The 16,536-nt window shown below is 61.5% G+C and carries 15 protein-coding genes and 2 riboswitches; of the genes, 11 read left to right on the forward strand and 4 right to left on the reverse strand.

The genetic code is table 11. The annotated features are described in order from the left end of the window. Positions 1-250 precede the first annotated feature (250 nt). From ACP2AV_RS13850 to ACP2AV_RS13870, 5 genes are all read left to right on the forward strand, one after another. Positions 251-754 (forward strand): YbjN domain-containing protein, encoded by a 504-nt coding sequence (locus ACP2AV_RS13850; RefSeq protein WP_426373368.1) that lies wholly within the window; start codon positions 251-253, stop codon positions 752-754. A gap of 119 nt (positions 755-873) precedes the next feature. Beyond that, positions 874-1,686, forward strand: a complete 813-nt coding sequence (gene proC / locus ACP2AV_RS13855) for a pyrroline-5-carboxylate reductase (RefSeq protein WP_426373370.1) — start codon at positions 874-876, stop codon at positions 1,684-1,686. After that, positions 1,683-2,015, forward strand: a complete 333-nt coding sequence (locus ACP2AV_RS13860) for a tRNA-binding protein (protein WP_426373371.1) — start codon at positions 1,683-1,685, stop codon at positions 2,013-2,015. The genes proC and ACP2AV_RS13860 overlap by 4 nt, the downstream gene beginning before the upstream one ends. Beyond that, the gene (locus tag ACP2AV_RS13865) at positions 2,012-2,962 is read left to right on the forward strand and encodes a 2-hydroxyacid dehydrogenase (RefSeq protein WP_426373372.1); all 951 of its coding nucleotides are present in this window, start codon (positions 2,012-2,014) and stop codon (positions 2,960-2,962) included. The genes ACP2AV_RS13860 and ACP2AV_RS13865 overlap by 4 nt, the downstream gene beginning before the upstream one ends. 124 nt (positions 2,963-3,086) lie before the next feature. Continuing rightward, positions 3,087-3,743, forward strand: coding sequence for a TetR/AcrR family transcriptional regulator (locus tag ACP2AV_RS13870; protein WP_426373373.1), 657 nt, complete (start codon positions 3,087-3,089; stop codon positions 3,741-3,743). Between the two features lie 8 nt (positions 3,744-3,751). Here the strand turns inward: ACP2AV_RS13870 and ACP2AV_RS13875 are convergent, their stop codons facing one another. Then, complete coding sequence (locus ACP2AV_RS13875; protein WP_426373374.1) at positions 3,752-5,149, reverse strand: MORN repeat-containing protein; 1,398 nt, start codon at positions 5,147-5,149, stop codon at positions 3,752-3,754. 157 nt (positions 5,150-5,306) lie between these two features. On the opposite strand from ACP2AV_RS13875, the gene ACP2AV_RS13880 reads away from it, so the two are divergent. Continuing rightward, positions 5,307-6,965 carry an NAD+ synthase gene (locus ACP2AV_RS13880; RefSeq protein ID WP_426373375.1) on the forward strand — a complete coding sequence of 553 codons (1,659 nt, stop codon included), beginning with the start codon at positions 5,307-5,309 and terminating at the stop codon, positions 6,963-6,965. A gap of 382 nt (positions 6,966-7,347) precedes the next feature. On the opposite strand, the gene ACP2AV_RS13885 is transcribed toward ACP2AV_RS13880, so the two are convergent. The 3 genes from ACP2AV_RS13885 to ACP2AV_RS13895 all read right to left on the reverse strand — a co-directional run bounded on the left by ACP2AV_RS13885 (position 7,348) and on the right by ACP2AV_RS13895 (position 9,938). Then, complete coding sequence (locus ACP2AV_RS13885) at positions 7,348-8,301, reverse strand: 1-phosphofructokinase family hexose kinase (RefSeq protein WP_426373376.1); 954 nt, start codon at positions 8,299-8,301, stop codon at positions 7,348-7,350. A 94-nt stretch (positions 8,302-8,395) separates the two neighbouring features. Continuing rightward, positions 8,396-9,334 (reverse strand): MBL fold metallo-hydrolase, encoded by a 939-nt coding sequence (locus tag ACP2AV_RS13890; RefSeq protein ID WP_426373377.1) that lies wholly within the window; start codon positions 9,332-9,334, stop codon positions 8,396-8,398. Positions 9,335-9,542: 208 nt separating this feature from the next. Beyond that, positions 9,543-9,938 (reverse strand): metallopeptidase family protein, encoded by a 396-nt coding sequence (locus tag ACP2AV_RS13895; protein ID WP_426373378.1) that lies wholly within the window; start codon positions 9,936-9,938, stop codon positions 9,543-9,545. Between the two features lie 61 nt (positions 9,939-9,999). Here ACP2AV_RS13895 and gltX point away from each other — a divergent pair, with 61 nt between their 5' ends. The 5 genes from gltX to trxC all read left to right on the forward strand — a co-directional run. Then, the gene (gene gltX / locus ACP2AV_RS13900; protein ID WP_426373380.1) at positions 10,000-11,322 is read left to right on the forward strand and encodes a glutamate--tRNA ligase; all 1,323 of its coding nucleotides are present in this window, start codon (positions 10,000-10,002) and stop codon (positions 11,320-11,322) included. Positions 11,323-11,456: 134 nt separating this feature from the next. Next, positions 11,457-11,544: riboswitch (glycine riboswitch) on the forward strand. Between the two features lie 3 nt (positions 11,545-11,547). Further along, a riboswitch (glycine riboswitch) is annotated at positions 11,548-11,609 on the forward strand. A gap of 65 nt (positions 11,610-11,674) precedes the next feature. Beyond that, complete coding sequence (gcvT, locus tag ACP2AV_RS13905) at positions 11,675-12,787, forward strand: glycine cleavage system aminomethyltransferase GcvT (RefSeq protein WP_426373381.1); 1,113 nt, start codon at positions 11,675-11,677, stop codon at positions 12,785-12,787. Positions 12,788-12,797: 10 nt separating this feature from the next. Further along, entirely contained in the window at positions 12,798-13,157 is a 360-nt protein-coding gene (gcvH, locus tag ACP2AV_RS13910) for a glycine cleavage system protein GcvH (protein ID WP_426373382.1), read from the forward strand. Positions 13,158-13,184: 27 nt separating this feature from the next. Continuing rightward, a complete protein-coding gene (gene gcvP / locus ACP2AV_RS13915) occupies positions 13,185-16,031 on the forward strand; it encodes an aminomethyl-transferring glycine dehydrogenase (protein ID WP_426373383.1) in 2,847 nt (948 codons plus the stop codon). A 69-nt stretch (positions 16,032-16,100) separates the two neighbouring features. Then, positions 16,101-16,536 (forward strand): thioredoxin TrxC (trxC, locus tag ACP2AV_RS13920; protein WP_426373384.1); only part of this gene is annotated, 436 nt, incomplete at its 3' end.

Here is a 16,536-nt window from a genome sequence, read left to right on the forward strand (position 1 = left end):
CCGGTCGAGCGGCAATGATCGCGACGTTCTGATCTCCGGCCATAAGCGAAACTCAGACAGAAACTGCGACGCGCTCCACCCGCGACCCGGATCATTTTGCTGGGGATAAATTCAAATTACCGCTTTACAGGTCTGCCTTATCCCGACACCATATCTAGTAAGGATGGCGGCGATCCCTGCTTTCCTTTGATCGGGCACCAAGTCCTAGTGGGCCAACCAGAGCCTAGGGGCGACAACAAACGAGGCCACCATGGCGTTGACCGAGCACGCACTTTCCACCGAAGACCTGCACCCTATCGATATCGTCGAACATCTGGCGGAAACCCATGACTGGGATTTCGACAGGGTCGCCGACGATCAGATCGCCATGGCTGTCGAAGGGCAGTGGCGCACCTATTCGGTGACCTTGGCATGGTCCGGGCAGGACGAAACGCTGCGCATGATCTGCACCTTTGAAATGGAGCCGCCGGAAGACAAGCTGCTGCAGATCTATGAGGTGCTGAACAGCGTGAACGATCAATGCTGGTCCGGGGCGTTCACATACTGGCACGAGCAGCGCCTCATGGTGTATCGCTACGGTCTGGTTCTGAACGGCGGACAGATGGCCAGCGCCGAGCAGATCGACCGCCTGATTGGTGCGGCCGTGGCAGCGTCCGAGCGGTTCTACCCTGCCTTCCAACTTGTCGCCTGGGGCGATAAATCCGCCAGGCAAGCGATGGATGTCGCAATCTGCGAAGCATACGGGCGCGCCTGATCAACAGATTCTGATTTCTTGCGCCCCGCAGCCCTGTCTTGCGGGGCGTTGTCGTGCGCAATACTTGCTTGCGGGGTCAACGCGCACCCGGCATCTTGGCGGCGATGGACGGAGGCAACATGAATTTCGATACTATTTCCGAACGTGGGTTGGTCATGCTGGGGTGCGGCAGGATGGGGTCAGCCATGTTGCAGGGCTGGCTGGGGTCTGGCTTGTCGGCGCAGGCGGTCTGGGTGGTCGACCCGAACCCGTCGGACTGGGTGCGCGATCAAGGCGTACACATCAATGCCGATTTGCCGGATGCGCCGGCCGTCGTGCTGATCGCCGTCAAGCCACAGATGATGGGCGAAGCGCTGCCGACCCTTGCCGGAATGACGTCGCCCGATACAGTCTTTGTGTCGGTTGCGGCGGGCACGCCGATTTCGGCCTATGAAACCGCCTTGGGCGCAGATCGCGTTATCGTTCGGACCATGCCGAACACGCCCGCCGCGGTTGGGCGGGGGGTCACCGCAATCATCGGCAATGAAAACACGGGCGCGCCCGATCTGGATCTTGTCGAACAGCTTATGTCCGCCGTGGGAGAGGTGGTTCGGCTGGACAACGAGGATCAGATGCACGCGGTCATCGCGACATCGGGGTCGGCGCCCGCCTATGTATTCAACCTGATTGAGGCCATCGCAACGGTCGGCGCCGAAATGGGCCTGGCGCCCGATCTGGCGTTAAAGCTGGCCACTGGAACCGTGGCAGGGGCGGGCCATCTTGCGCAGACGGCGAACGAAGGTCCCGATCAGCTCCGCATCAACGTGACATCGCCCGGCGGCACAACTGCTGAGGCGCTGAAGGTGCTGATGGACGATCAAAAGGGGCTGACGCCACTGATCCGCGCCGCGATGCAGGCTTGCGCCGCCAGATCGCGCGAGATGGCAGAATGATCACCTTTGACGATTTTCAGAAGGTGGATATCAGGGCCGGCTGCATCGTGCGCGCCGAACCCTTCCCCGAAGCAAGAAAACCGGCGATCAAACTGTGGATTGATTTCGGCGCCGAGCTTGGGGAAATGAAAAGCTCGGCGCAAATTACCGCCCACTATTCAGTGCAGAGTTTGCCGGGCCGTATGGTGATGGCCGTGGTCAATTTCCCTGCCCGCCAAATCGGGAACTTCATGTCCGAAGTTCTGGTCCTTGGGGTGCCGGATGAAGATGGCCAGGTCGTTTTGCTGGCACCGGATCGGCCTGTCGCGCCAGGAGCGCGGATGTTTTGAAACTACTGGTGACCCGCAACCTGCCCGATCGCGTGATATCCGCCCTGGACGGCCAGTTTGACTGCGACTTTCGCGAAGGTGCCACACCGCTGGACGAAACTGCCGCGCGTGACGCATTGCAGACCTATGATGCCATTTTGCCCACCTTGGGCGACCAATTGGGCGCCGGGGCGTTCCCTGAGGCGCCGCGATGCGGGCTGCTGGCGAATTTCGGGGTCGGTGTGAACCACATCGATGTTGCCGCTGCGACTGCTGCCGGCGTTGCTGTGACCAACACGCCCGGCGCCGTCACGGATGCAACGGCGGATGTCGCGATGATGTTGATGCTGATGGCGGCCCGGCGCGCCTCTGAGGGCGAAGCGATGGTCCGGGCGGGACGCTGGACGGGGTGGCAGCCAACGCAACTGCTGGGGTTGCACCTGACAGGCAAAACGGTGGGAATCATTGGAATGGGGCGCATCGGGCAAGCCATCGCCAAACGCGCGCACCACGGATTTGGCATGCGCGTTCTATACCACAACAGATCGCCGAAAGGCCCTTTGGGTTTTGACGCCACCCAACTTGACCTGGATGCTGTCTTGGCGCAATCGGACGTTGTGGTCATGGCGGTTCCGGCCACCGCACAAACCCGCCATTTGATCGGCGCGTCCGAGCTGGAAAAAATGCAGCCCCACGCCATTTTCGTGAACATTGCACGCGGTGACGTGGTGGATGAACAGGCGTTGATCGACGCGCTGGAAGCCCAGAAGATCGCCGGTGCAGGCCTGGATGTCTACGAGTTCGAACCCACCGTGCCCGAGGCCTTGCGCGCGCTGAAATCTGTCACTCTGCTTCCGCATCTCGGCACGGCCGCGCTCGAAGTGCGCGAGGCGATGGGCATGATGGCTGTCGACAACCTGATTGCGTTTGCGCAAGGTAAGCCTCTGCCGAACCCCGTTCGCATTTGATCTTCCCGTGGTGACCCAACGTCAACACTAAGTGGTTTCATCCATTGCTTTTTGGGTATTGAATGCGGGTAGGATGCTGCCTGTGTTTCGGGTGCGTCAGCGGAATTGGTGAGCGAGAGTGACGATGGCGAATGATTTCAACGATGGCTTGCCTGAAACCGACGGCAGACGGGCACAAAAACTGCGGACGCGGCGCAAGTTGCTCCGCGCCGCGCAAGAGATGATGGCCAGACAAGAAGCGATCACTGTCGGGGCCGTAGCCAAGCAGGCCGGCATATCGGTGGCAACGGCCTATCGGCATTTTTCGGACCCCGAATCGATCCGTCTTGAGGCGGTGGTCGAAATGAATTTGGGTCAGCGGGGCGATTTCATGGCCGATCTTCAAGCCCGTTGCGAGGGTGTGACATCGGTTGTGGACCGTGTGCTAGCAGCCCAGCGACTTATGACAGAGTTCGTGGCGCACAACGAAGATGCCTATCGTCTTTTCATCGCCAAGGGCCATGAACAGCTGGTTGCGCATCGTGGCAAGAACAAACCGGCGCCCCGCGGTGGTCGGCGCTTGCCCATGATCGAGTTTGCCCTGGAGCCGTGGCGCGGTGCCATGTCCGCCCCCGATTTCCGCAAGATTGTGCAGACCGTGACCACCGTCTGCGGGACCGAAAGCTATTTCGTTCTGCGCGATCTATGCAATCTTGCCGTCGATGATATTGCGCAGGTCAGCGAAGATGCCGTGCGGCGCGTCGTCGAATCGTTGGCCAAGGAATTTGGCCTGCCAGAGTGACGATCCGGTCAGTTCTCGGCCTTTAGGGCGCCGTTTTCCCATTCGCCGTTCACAACCTCGCCCGAGGCATATCGAATGGTGCCGGGGCCTTGGCGTTTGCCATTCTTGAACGTTCCTTCGTACACGTCCCCGTTGGCATAGGTTGCTGTCCCGGTCCCGTCGATTTCGCCAGCGGACCATTGGCCAGTATAAGTAAAGCCGCCCGGCATGGTAATGGTCCCTATCCCATCACGCTGGCCATCAACGAAATTCCCTTCGTAGACGGTCCCGTCGGAATAGGTGGCTTTGCCCTGACCCTGGCGTTGCCCTTCGACCCACTGACCTTCGTATACGTACCCGTCCGAATAGGTCATCTTGCCGAATCCGTGGTTCTGGGCGCTTTTGAATTCCCCCTCGTACACCAGCCCGTTGGTATATCGCGCCACACCTTTCCCTTCGATGACACCATAGGTCCATTCGCCATCATAGGTGTTGCCGTCGGGATAGGTGATAACCCCCCGTCCGTGGGCCAGATCGTCCAGAAAGTCGCCTTCGTAAATTGACCCGTCGGGGTAAACCACGCGGCCCTTGCCTTCGATCCGGCCTTCAACCCAGCCCCCTTCATAGGCGTACCCGTCCGAGCCTGTGAACGTGCCCTTGCCGTGCCGTTTGTCGTTTTCGAAATTGCCTTCGTAGACATCGCCATTGGCATAGATCACCTTGCCCGGCCCTTGCCTTTGGCCCATCGCCAGCGTGCCGATGTAGATATCGCCGTTGGGCTGGGTCAGTTTCCCTTGTCCGTTGATCTGACCGTCGGCCCATTCCCCGACATAAACCAAGCCATCGGGCATGGTCAGCGTGCCGGTTCCTGCGCGCTTGCCCCCGATCATTTCCCCTTCGTAGACAGCGCCATCGGGGTACGTGATCTTGCCCACGCCTTCTTTGGCGCCCTCAACCCAATCGCCGTCATAGACATAGCCTGTGGGGCTTTCCATACGGCCCTTGCCGTGGTGCAGCGCATTGACGAAATCGCCATCGTATCGCACGCCGTTGGCGTAGATAGCGACGCCTTTTCCGTTGATCTTGCCGTCGGCCCATTCCCCTTCATAGGTGCCGCCGTCGGCGAATGTGATCTTGCCCTGACCTTCCGGTTTGCCATTGGCAAACGTGCCGACATAGACGGATCCGTCGGGAAACTTTGCGACACCTTCGCCGCGGATTTCGCCTTCGACCCACTGGCCCGAATATTCGTACCCATTGGGCAGCCGGTAGGTGCCTTGGCCGTGCTGTGCGCCATCTTTGAACGTGCCTTCGTACACGCCGCCTTCATCATACTGCTTGGTGACGATTTCGCCGCCCTGAGCCAAGGCGGGAAGCGCTGCCAGAAAAGCAGCCGAAGTCAGCAAACCCTTGATGGTCGTGTGCACGCGTCACCCCCTGATCGTATTCCAACCGCAGTCCCCGCTACGGCGGTGGGGTCAAGGTTACCTGCGGCGCAGCTTGCTCGCAACGCTTTTTGCCGGGGGGTGCTTTTCCTCGGGCGCAGGTCTGGTAAGAGAGAGTGGATTGATTGAAAGGGCCGACATGGCAGCCAAATTTCGCCTGACACTGGCGCAGATGAACCCCACGGTCGGGGATATCGCTGGCAATGCCGCCAAGGCGCGCAAGGCGTGGGAAGCGGCGCGCGATGCCGGCGCCGACATGGTTGCCCTGCCCGAAATGTTCATCGCCGGCTACCAGACGCAGGATCTGGTGATGAAGCCGGCCTTCAGTGCAGCCTGCATGGAGGCGATCGAAACCCTGGCGCGCGATTGTGCCGATGGTCCGGTGATCGGGATCGGCGGCCCCTACGCCTATGGCGATCATCTGTATAATGGTTGGTGGGTGCTTGAGCGTGGCAAGGTCAAGGTGATCGTGCGAAAGCATGAATTGCCCAATGAGACAGTGTTCGACGAGGTGCGCCTGTTTTCCAGCGGGGAAATCACCGGCCCCTACACGGTTGGTCCGGTTCGCATTGGCACGCCAATCTGCGAGGATGCCTGGCACGAACCCGTGTCCGAAGCGTTGGCTGAAAGCGGTGCGCAGATCCTGCTGGTGCCTAACGGTTCGCCCTATTACCGCAACAAGTTCGACAGGCGTTTGGCGCATATGGTGGGCCGCGTGGTCGAAACGGACTTGCCATTGGTGTATCTGAACATGGTGGGGGCGCAGGACGATCAGGTGTTCGATGGCGCCTCTTTCGTGCTCAACCGTCACGGCAAGATCGCCGTCAAGCTGCCGGTGTTCGATGAATGCTTGTCCCATGTCGATTTTGAAGACACGGGCGACGGCTGGGTGGCGCAAGAGGGCCAGATTGCCCATGCGCCGGACGAATGGGAGCAGGACTACCGCGCCATGGTTCAATCCTTGCGCGACTACATGTCCAAGACCGGGTTCAAAAAGGTGCTGCTGGGGCTTTCCGGCGGGATCGACAGTGCCATCGTGGCCACCATTGCGGTTGACGCGTTGGGGCCTGAAAATGTGCGTGGCGTGATGCTGCCGTCGGAATACACATCGCAAGGGTCGTTGGACGATGCCAAAGACGTGGCGAAGCGGCTCGGCTGTCGCTACGATTTTGTGCCCATCAAACAGGGGCGAGACGCGATTACCGATACGCTGGCCCCCCTGTTCGAAGGTACCGATCCCGACATTACCGAAGAAAACATCCAGTCGCGCCTGCGCGGTCTACTTCTTATGGCGTTGTCGAACAAGTTCGGCGAGATGCTGCTGACCACCGGTAACAAATCCGAGGTGGCGGTCGGGTATGCCACGATTTATGGCGACATGGCAGGCGGTTACAACCCGATCAAGGATCTCTACAAGACCCGCGTTTTCGAACAGTGCCGCTGGCGCAATGCCAATCACCGGGACTGGATGATGGGTCCACCCGGAGAAGTGATCCCGGTCTCAATCATCGACAAACCACCGAGCGCCGAACTGCGCCCCGATCAAAAAGACGAAGACAGTTTGCCCCCCTACGAGGTGCTGGACGCGGTTCTTGAGGGGCTGGTCGATCACGAATTGTCCGTGGCCGAGCTGGTCGAGCAGGGCTATGACCGCGATATCGTCAAGCGGGTCGAACATTTGCTGTATATCAGTGAATACAAGCGCTTCCAGTCAGCGCCGGGCCCGAGGTTGACGCCGCGAAGTTTCTGGCTGGACCGTCGCTACCCGATCGTGAACCGCTGGCGCGATCCATCCTGAGGGTTGGCAGGGGCGCATTCACCCCGCACATTTTCGAACAAAAGACCGTGGTGTCGCGCATTTTGGGCGGCTGGTACGCATCTACGTCGCGCTGCGGCCAATATCTGGCGGCCAGAGGTTCTGATCTGGACAGCAGATCGAAATATCCAACCCCCAAATTGCCGCCGTTTTCCATGCCGTGGCAGGAGCCCACAGCGTGTCGGTTGAATAAGCCGCCAACGCGGCCCGCTCCGTTGTAATTCGGCTGACGGGGCGCGAGGCGGCGTCACAAGAGATCATCAAGGGGGCCAAGGCCGGCCGGTGTGTCACAAGGCGATGACCGACATTCCCAAAGCCACGCCCGAGCGCCCGATGGGCTATGCCAGCACAACCACTGGCCTGATCAGTTTGCTGCGAGGCGTTCTATGGTGGTTGCCGAGAGTGCCTCTTGCGCGCCTTGCAATGTGCACAGCTGCGTGCCTTCGGTCAGGCAGCAAGCAGCGGCTGCCGCGACACCGTATTTCAATGCGTCTTCCGCCGCCGCGCCCTGTGACAGGGCCAAGGCAAAGCCTGCGACGAAACTGTCGCCCGCCCCGATGGCCGAAACGACCGAGGTGACAGGGCAGGCGGCGTGCCATGCGCCATCTTGCGTCGCCATGGTCGAGCCGTCCGCGCCCCTTGCGACGATGACGATATGCGCCGCTGCGGTGGCGCAAAGCGCCTGTGCGAAACCGGCGGTATCGATGCGGGTGGGCAAGGGGCGCCCGGCAAGCTGCTCGGCCTCGTGCGCGTCCATGCGCAAGACATCCACGCCGCCACCGCCCGCAGCAAGAGCGGCCAGCGGCGGCCCGGAAATATCAACGATCAGACGCGCGCCGTGATCGGCGCAAAGGCGGGCAATGCGGTGCGCCATGTCGTCCGGAACGCCGGGCGGGTTTGATCCCGACAAAACGGCGATTGTGCCGGTGGTGAGTTCCTGCTGGATGCGAAAGAGGGCGCGGTCAATATCGGCGGGGTCCCAAGCAGGGCCCGGCATGACAAAACGGTATTGCTGACCTGTGCTCTGTTCGGTGACGGCAAAACTCTGGCGGGTTTCGCCGGGCAGGTCTTGTGCGATCGGTGTGATGCCCTGGTCGTGCAACAGTTCGAGCAGACGTGCGCCGGTTGCGCCTGCCAAGGCCACAAAGCAGTGGGATGTCCCCCCCAGATGACCGATCGCGCGGGACACGTTGATGCCGCCGCCGCCCGTTTCGGCCACCGGAAAATCGCAGCGCAGTTTTGGGCCTGGTTTAATCACCGGTGTCTGGGTCGACAGATCCAGCGCCGGGTTGAGGGTGATTGTCAGAATTTCGTTCATGATCGTTCCGTCCCCCCCGAACGCGTTCGCCCGCGACCATCAGGCGCGGGCGTTCGAAAAAGGTCAAGCATCAGATCGCGGGTGGTCCCGTCGATCAGAGCATTTGCTGGTACGTCGCGGGCACATAGTGGAAACCGTCGCCGCGGGTATCGACATAGCCAAGCGCCGGGAAAGGCATGTGGTAGCCAATCATCGGAATGCGTTCGGCGGCGATCATGCCAAGCATCTTGCGGCGTGTTTCGGCGGCTTGCTCTTTGTTCTGGTCAAAGCGCACTTCCCAGTCAGGATAAGCCAACGACCAGACATAGTGATTGGCGACATCCGCGATCAGCACCAGCTGCTTGCCACCGCTTTCCAGCATATAGGCCATGTGCCCCGGTGTGTGGCCAGGGGCCATCATCGCCGTTACGCCTGACGTGACGCTGGCGCCGTCGTCGATCATTTCGATCTTGCCTGCATCGGCCAGTGGGCGAACCTTGGCTTCGAACGCTTCGTTGCCTGTCGAGGCCCATGCATCAAATTCGGTGGCGCCCGTGTAATAGGATGCGCCTTCAAAGGTCTCAGAGGTGCCGTCCATCAGGCCGCCGATGTGATCGCCGTGCATGTGGGTCAGGACCACCTTGGTGATGTCCGCAGGGGTGTGGCCGGCAGCGCTCAAGGCGGCCTTCAGTCCCGCAGGATCCGTGCCGGTGTCGAACAGGATGATGTCGTCGCCGGTTTTGACCAAGGTCGGGGTAAAAAAGAACTGTGCCACATCTGTCGGGATGAAGGCAGCGCGGCTGGCATCGGCGAATTCTTCTTCCGATACGTTCATGCCAAAGATCGTCTGCGGATCGGGCACGGGGCTTGTGCCCGCAAGCAGCGTTGTGACCTGCATGTCGCCAAGGTCAAAGCTGCGATAGGGGGCAAACCCCAGGCCGCCATCTTCGGAATTGCCAGCAGCAAGGGCGGTTCCACCCAGTGCAGCGGTCAGCGGCAGGGCAGCGGTTGCGCCCAAGGCGGCGCGGCGGGTTAGTCGGGGTGGGGTGTTCATCGGATACCTCCTGATGGATTGAACTGGCAAAATGTAACTCGCCGTCGGGACTTTTCCAGTTCTCGGGCGCATAAATCGGGATTTTTCAAGAAGTCCCTCGGTTTTGCCGGTCGTGGGGTCGAATGGCGCCTTGGCCGTCTAGCGAAAGCGCGGGATGTCCTGCCGGGCGCGGTTTGCGCACCGATGCGCTTAAGCAACCGGCCTGGGGCTATTCCCACCACCGGTCGATGCGGGCAATGTCTGCGTCCGTCCAGCCGAAATGGTGGGCCAGCTCGTGCACGGTCACGTGGGTGACCAGATCCGACAAATCCACATCGCCGCGTGCGATCCATTCGTCCAGGATCGGGCGCCGGAATAGCCAGATGGCATCGGGTTCGGTGGGTTGATCGAAGCTGGATTTTTCAGTCAGCGGGATACCAGTATAAAGGCCGGTCAATTCGAATGGCTCTTCGATGCCGATCTCGGCCAGCAGTTCGTCGGGGGCGAATTCCATCACGCGCAACACCAGCGTGTTGGCTGCGACGGCGAATTGCGGCGGCAGGTCGGATATGGCGGTGCGGGCGAGTTCCTCGATCGTGTCGAGGCTGGGGGGCAGCGTTGTCATGCCCTTCATATGGACAATCCGGAGCGATTGTGAAAGAGCATCGCGCCAATAGGAGAGTCCCATGACCGTCACCCGTTTCGCGCCATCGCCCACCGGTTACATCCACGTCGGGAACCTGCGCACCGCCCTGTTCAACTTTCTGATCGCACGCAAGGCCGGGGGGCTGTTCATTCTGCGCCTCGATGATACCGATCCCGCACGCTCAACCCAAGAGTATGCCGATGCGATCCAGCAGGATCTGGAATGGCTGGGCCTGCAATGGGATCGGCTTGAAAAACAGTCGGACAGGCTGGATCGATACACAGCCGCGGCTGACGATCTGCGCGCCATGGGCCGGTTTTACGAATGTTTCGAGACCCCGACCGAACTGGATCTCAAGCGCAAGAAACAACTGAACATGGGAAAGCCCCCGGTCTATGATCGCGCGGCGCTGGACCTGTCGGAGGCCGAAAAGGAAAAGCTGCGCGCCGAGCGCGGTCCCGGCCACTGGCGCTTCAAGCTGGATCACGAACGGATCGAATGGACCGATGGCATCCTGGGCGATCTGTCGATTGATGCGGCAAGCGTGTCGGACCCGGTGCTGATCCGCGCGGATGGACAGTTTCTGTATACGTTGGCGTCGGTCTGCGATGATATCGATTTTGGCATCACCGATGTGGTGCGCGGGTCTGACCACGTGACAAACACCGCCACGCAGATCCAGATCATCAAGGCGCTTGGCGCCGCGCCGCCGGCCTTTGCGCACCATTCGCTGCTGACCGGTCCGCAGGGCGAGGCGCTGTCGAAACGGCTGGGCACCCTGTCGCTGCGCGATCTGCGCGCGCAAGGGATCGAGCCGATGGCGCTCTTGTCGCACATGGCGCGGCTGGGCTCGAACCAACCGTTCGAAATGGCCAGCAGCATCGACGATTTGGTGGCGGGCTTCGATCTGTCGACCTTTGGCGCCGCCCCGACCAAGTTTGATGTGGCGAATCTGGGGCCGCTGACTGCGCGCTACCTATCCAGTTTGCCCTTCGACGCCGCGCGCGAGGACGTGCTGGCCCTGGGCGTTCCGGCCGACAAAGCGCAGGCTTTCTGGACCGTGGTGCGCGACAACATCGACACCCGCGCCGACATGGCCGACTGGTGGGCGCTGTTCCAGAATGGCGCGTCCGCCCTGGTCGCAGAAGAAGATCGCGAGATGATCGAAACCGCATTGTCCCTGCTGGGTGATCCGCCCTATGACGCGGACACCTGGGGCAGCTGGACCGCCGCCGTCAAGGACGCGACGGGGCGCAAGGGCAAGGGGCTGTTCATGCCGCTGCGCAAAGCCGTCACCGGGCGCGAGCGCGGCCCGGACATGGGCGACGTCATGCCGCTGCTGCAGGTCAAGCCGCGGCTCTGACTGACGGCCCAAGTGTTTCTGTTGCGCTGAAAACGGTCGATGTTTGCCCGATAAACAGGCACGATTGGGTGGTCAGGCAATCGCTCTGGCAATCTAGCCCTTGCTGGAATCGGTCCGCCCGCGTAACCAAGGATAACCCCGCCTGGGGAGAACGGGACACGTCCCGTGCCGAAGGAGCAACCGCCCCGGTAAACTCTCAGGCCCCAGGACCTTGGCGGGCAAGAACTCTGGAGAGTGGCGCAAGCGCGCCCGCCGAAGGGATAACGATCTCAGGCGCAAGGACAGAGGGGGCATCGAACGGGCTGTCAGGCCCTTATGCGATGCCGGGTCGATCCGGCCGGAAGGAGACGGGATGGACGGGCTGAAGCGCACGGGGCTTTACGATCTGCATGTCGAACTGGGTGCCAAGATGGTGCAATTCGCGGGCTATGAGATGCCCGTTCAATACCCTTTGGGCGTGATGAAGGAACATTTGGCCACGCGCGAAACTGCGGGTGTATTCGATGTGTCGCACATGGGGCAGATCCTGATCAAAGGGCCATCGCCTGCAGCCGCGCTGGAACGGTTGGTGCCCCAGTCGGTGCAAGGGCTGGCCGCCGGGCGGCAACGCTATGGGTTCCTGACCAACGACGCGGGCGGCATTATCGACGACCTGATGATCGCGGCGCTTGACCCGGCGCATCTGCAGGTGGTGGTGAATGCGGCCAACAAGGATTCAGTGCTGGCCTATATGCAGACCGAAATGCCCGGGCACGACGTTGCCTTGGTTGGCGAGCGCTGCCTGATCGCCCTGCAGGGCCCGCAGGCCGAACGGATCGGCGCCACCCTGCTGCCAGGCGTGGCCGAGATGCGTTTCATGGATTGCCTTCAGCTGGATTCGGATTTCGGCGCGCTGAGCGTGTCGCGGTCCGGTTATACCGGCGAAGATGGATACGAGATTTCCGTTGAAGCGGCGCGGGCACCTGATCTTGCGCGCGCGATGATTGACGCGGGTGCGCAGCCCGTCGGTCTGGGTGCGCGCGACAGCCTGCGCCTTGAGGCGGGGCTGTGCCTCTATGGTCACGACATTGACGAAACGACGTCGCCAATCGAGGCAAATTTGAATTGGGCCATCCAGAAGGTCCGCCGGACGGGCGGGGATCGCGCGGGCGGGTTTCCCGGTGCCGAACGCATCCTGCGCGAGCTGGAACAGGGCCCGGATCGGTTGCGCGTTGGCTTGCTGCCGCAGGGGCGCGCGCCGATGCGCGAAGGTGTGCCTTTGTTCGCAACCGAAGATGCCGCGGGCCCGATCGGACAGATCACCAGCGGCGGGTTCGGCCCCAGCCTGAGCGCCCCGATCGCCATGGGCTACGTGCCCCGCGATCTGGCCACGCCCGGCACCGTGCTTTGGGGCGAAGTGCGCGGCAAACGCCTTGCTGCCACCGTGACCGATCTGCCGTTTCGCCCCGCCAATTATCAACGCTAAGGAGACCCATATGAAATTCACAGAAGAACACGAATGGCTGCGCGTCGAAGATGACATCGTCGTTGTGGGCATTACCGAACACGCCAGTGAACAGCTGGGCGATATCGTGTTCGTGGAACTACCCGAAGAAGGCACCACCGTCGGCAAGGACGACGAAGTTGTCGTGATCGAAAGCGTCAAGGCCGCATCCGATATCCTGGCGCCGCTGGACGGTGAAATCGTCGAGGTAAACGGACCGCTGGTGGACGACCCCGGCAAGATCAACGACGATCCGCAAGGCGAAGCGTGGTTTTTCAAGATCAAACCCGAGGACATGAGCGCGCTCGACGATTTGATGAGCGAAGCGGAATACAAAGACTACATCGGCTGATCCCGATCCAATCGACAGGCTGGCTCAATGACCACGTTTACCCCTTCGACCTACGATCCCTATGATTTCGCCAATCGCCGCCATATCGGCCCAAGCCCGGCCGAGATGGAAGAGATGCTGAAAACCATCGGGGTACCCACGTTGGATGCCCTGATTGACGAAACGGTGCCGATGGGGATCCGCCAGATGGAACCGCTGGGCTGGGGGCCGTCGACCGAGCACCACGTGCTGGAGGAAATGCGCAAGGTGGCGAAAAAGAACAAGGTTCTGACGTCGCTGATCGGTCAAGGGTACTATGGCACCGCCACGCCCCCGGCGATCCAACGCAATATCTTGGAAAACCCGGCCTGGTACACCGCCTACACGCCCTATCAGCCCGAGATCGCGCAGGGCCGACTTGAGGCGCTGTTGAATTTCCAGACAATGGTCAGCGATCTGACGGGCCTGCCTGTCGCAAACGCTTCGCTTCTTGACGAAGCGACGGCCTGCGCCGAGGCAATGACCATGGCAAAGCGGGCGGCCAAGTCAAAGGCCGGGGCGTTCTTCGTCGATGAAAATTGCCATCCGCAGAATATCGCCGTGATGCGCACGCGGGCTGCGCCGCTGGGCATCGATCTGCTTGTGGGGCCGGTCGAAGAATTGGACGCCACAAAGGTATTCGGGGCAATTTTCCAATACCCCGGAACCTATGGCGCACTGCGCGACGTGACACCCCAGATCCAGGATCTGCACGCAGCCAAGGCGATCGCCGTCGTTGCTTGTGATCTGTTGTCGCTGTGCTTGATCAAGGAACCTAGCGCGATGGGGGCGGATATCGCGGTCGGCAGCGCGCAGCGGTTTGGGGTGCCCTTGGGGTTTGGTGGCCCCCATGCGGGGTTCATGTCGTGCTCGGATGCGCTGAAACGGGCGATGCCTGGGCGGATTGTCGGCGTCAGCAAGGACGCGCGCGGGGAACGGGCCTACCGCTTGGCGCTACAAACGCGCGAACAGCATATCCGCCGCGAAAAGGCTACGTCGAACGTGTGCACGGCGCAGGCGCTCTTGGCGGTCATGGCGTCGTTCTACGCGGTGTTTCACGGGCCCGTCGGGCTGCGCGCCATCGCCGAGCAGGTCCATTTCAATGCGCATCGTCTGGCCAATGCGCTGCAGGCGGCGGGCTTTACTGTTGCACCGCAGGCATTTTTCGACACGATCACCGTGACCGTGGGCGCGATGCAGGGCGTCATCCTGCGTTCGGCGGTGGCCGAAGGGATCAACCTGCGCAAGGTCGGTGCCGCCCAGATCGGGATATCTGTCGACGAAATGACCGATGTCGACATCTTGGCGCGTGTGCTGCGTGCCTTTGGCGTTGAGGATGCGGATTTGGTATCGGACGTGGGCATCGCGTTCCCCGATAGCCTGATCCGCCAGTCCCGCTATCTGACCCATCCGATTTTCGGGATGAACAGGGCCGAAGCGGAAATGACCCGCTACATGCGGCGCTTGGCCGACCGTGATCTGGCGCTGGACCGGGCGATGATTCCGCTGGGCTCGTGCACGATGAAGCTGAACGCAGCCGTGGAAATGATGCCAGTGACATGGCCCGAATTCAGCAACATGCACCCTTTCGCCCCGCAAGAGCAGACCGAAGGTTATAGCGAAATGCTGGCCGATCTGTCAGCCAAACTGTGCGAGATCACCGGCTATGACGCCATGTCGATGCAACCCAATTCGGGTGCGCAGGGCGAATATGCCGGGCTTTTGACGATCAAGGCGTATCACCGGGCAAACGGGCAGGGTGGGCGAAACATCTGCCTGATTCCGGTGTCGGCCCACGGAACCAACCCCGCCAGCGCACAGATGGTCGGCCTGAAGGTGGTGCCCGTCAAGTCGGCGGCGAATGGCGATATCGATCTTGACGACTTTCGCGCCAAGGCCGCCGAGGCTGGCGACAAGCTGGCCGCCTGCATGATCACCTATCCGTCCACGCACGGCGTCTTCGAAGAGACGGTCAAAGACGTCTGCGACATCACTCATGAATACGGGGGGCAGGTCTATCTGGACGGGGCGAACCTGAATGCGATGGTGGGCCTGTCAAAACCCGGCAAGATCGGCAGTGACGTCAGCCACCTGAACCTGCACAAGACCTTCTGTATTCCCCATGGCGGCGGCGGGCCGGGCATGGGGCCGATCGGCGTGAAAAAGCACCTTGCCCGGTTCCTGCCAGGCCACCCGGAAACGGGCGGCGACTGCGGGCCGGTATCGGGCGCGCCCTTCGGCAGTGCTTCGATCCTTCCGATCAGCTGGGCCTATTGCAAGCTCATGGGCGGTGCGGGGCTGACGCAGGCGACCAAGGTTGCGATCCTGAATGCCAACTATATCGCCGCGCGGCTCGAGGACGCCTATGGCGTGCTCTTCAAGGGGCGTCAGGGCCGCGTCGCGCATGAATGCATTCTGGACACCCGCCGCTTCGCTGACGTGGGGATCACCGTCGATGACATTGCCAAGCGGCTCATGGATTGCGGCTTTCACGCGCCAACGATGAGCTGGCCGGTTGCCGGCACCTTGATGGTCGAGCCAACCGAAAGCGAAACCAAGGCGGAACTGGACCGGTTCATCACCGCCATGCTGGCGATCCGGGCCGAAATCGCCGAGGTGGAATGCGGCAACATGGACGCGGAAAATAACCCGTTGAAGCACGCGCCCCATACGGTCAACGACCTGGTGGCGGATTGGGACCGGCCCTACACCCGCGAACAGGGCTGCTTTCCGCCGGGGGCGTTCCGGGTCGACAAGTACTGGCCGCCCGTGGGCCGGGTCGACAATGCCTGGGGGGATCGCAACCTGATGTGCACTTGCCCGCCGGTGGAAAGCTATCTGGACGCGGCCGAGTGATCCGCGCGGGCCTTGAAATGGCCGGCCTGGCCATTATATTCCGTTTCACGAATTTGATGGAGGCGCACAATGGCTGATGCCGTGAAACTGACATGTACCGCCTGCGGGCAGGGCAACCGCGTGCCGATGACCAAACTGTCTGCCGGCGCAAAATGCGGCACCTGCGGGGCCAAGTTGCTTGATGGCAAAGTTGCCGAACTGGACCCGTCTATCCTGGCCAAGGCGGCCCGTACAGACGATCTGCCGCTGCTGGTAGACTTTTGGGCGCCGTGGTGCGGCCCGTGCCGGATGATGGCACCGGAATTCGCCAAAGCGGCGAACTCGATGCAAGGCGAGGCGCGGTTCGCCAAGATCAATACGCAAGATTTCCCCGAGGTCAGTCAAAAGAACAACATTCGCGGTATTCCCGCGCTGATCCTCTATCAACACGGGCGCGAAGTGGCCCGTCTGGCCGGCGCGCGCCCGTCTCAGGACATCGTGGCCTTCGTCAAGCAAAACGCCGGCG

It is taken from the genome of Aliiroseovarius sp. PTFE2010, assembly GCF_049943335.1.
Taxonomy (GTDB): domain Bacteria; phylum Pseudomonadota; class Alphaproteobacteria; order Rhodobacterales; family Rhodobacteraceae; genus JBNFVY01.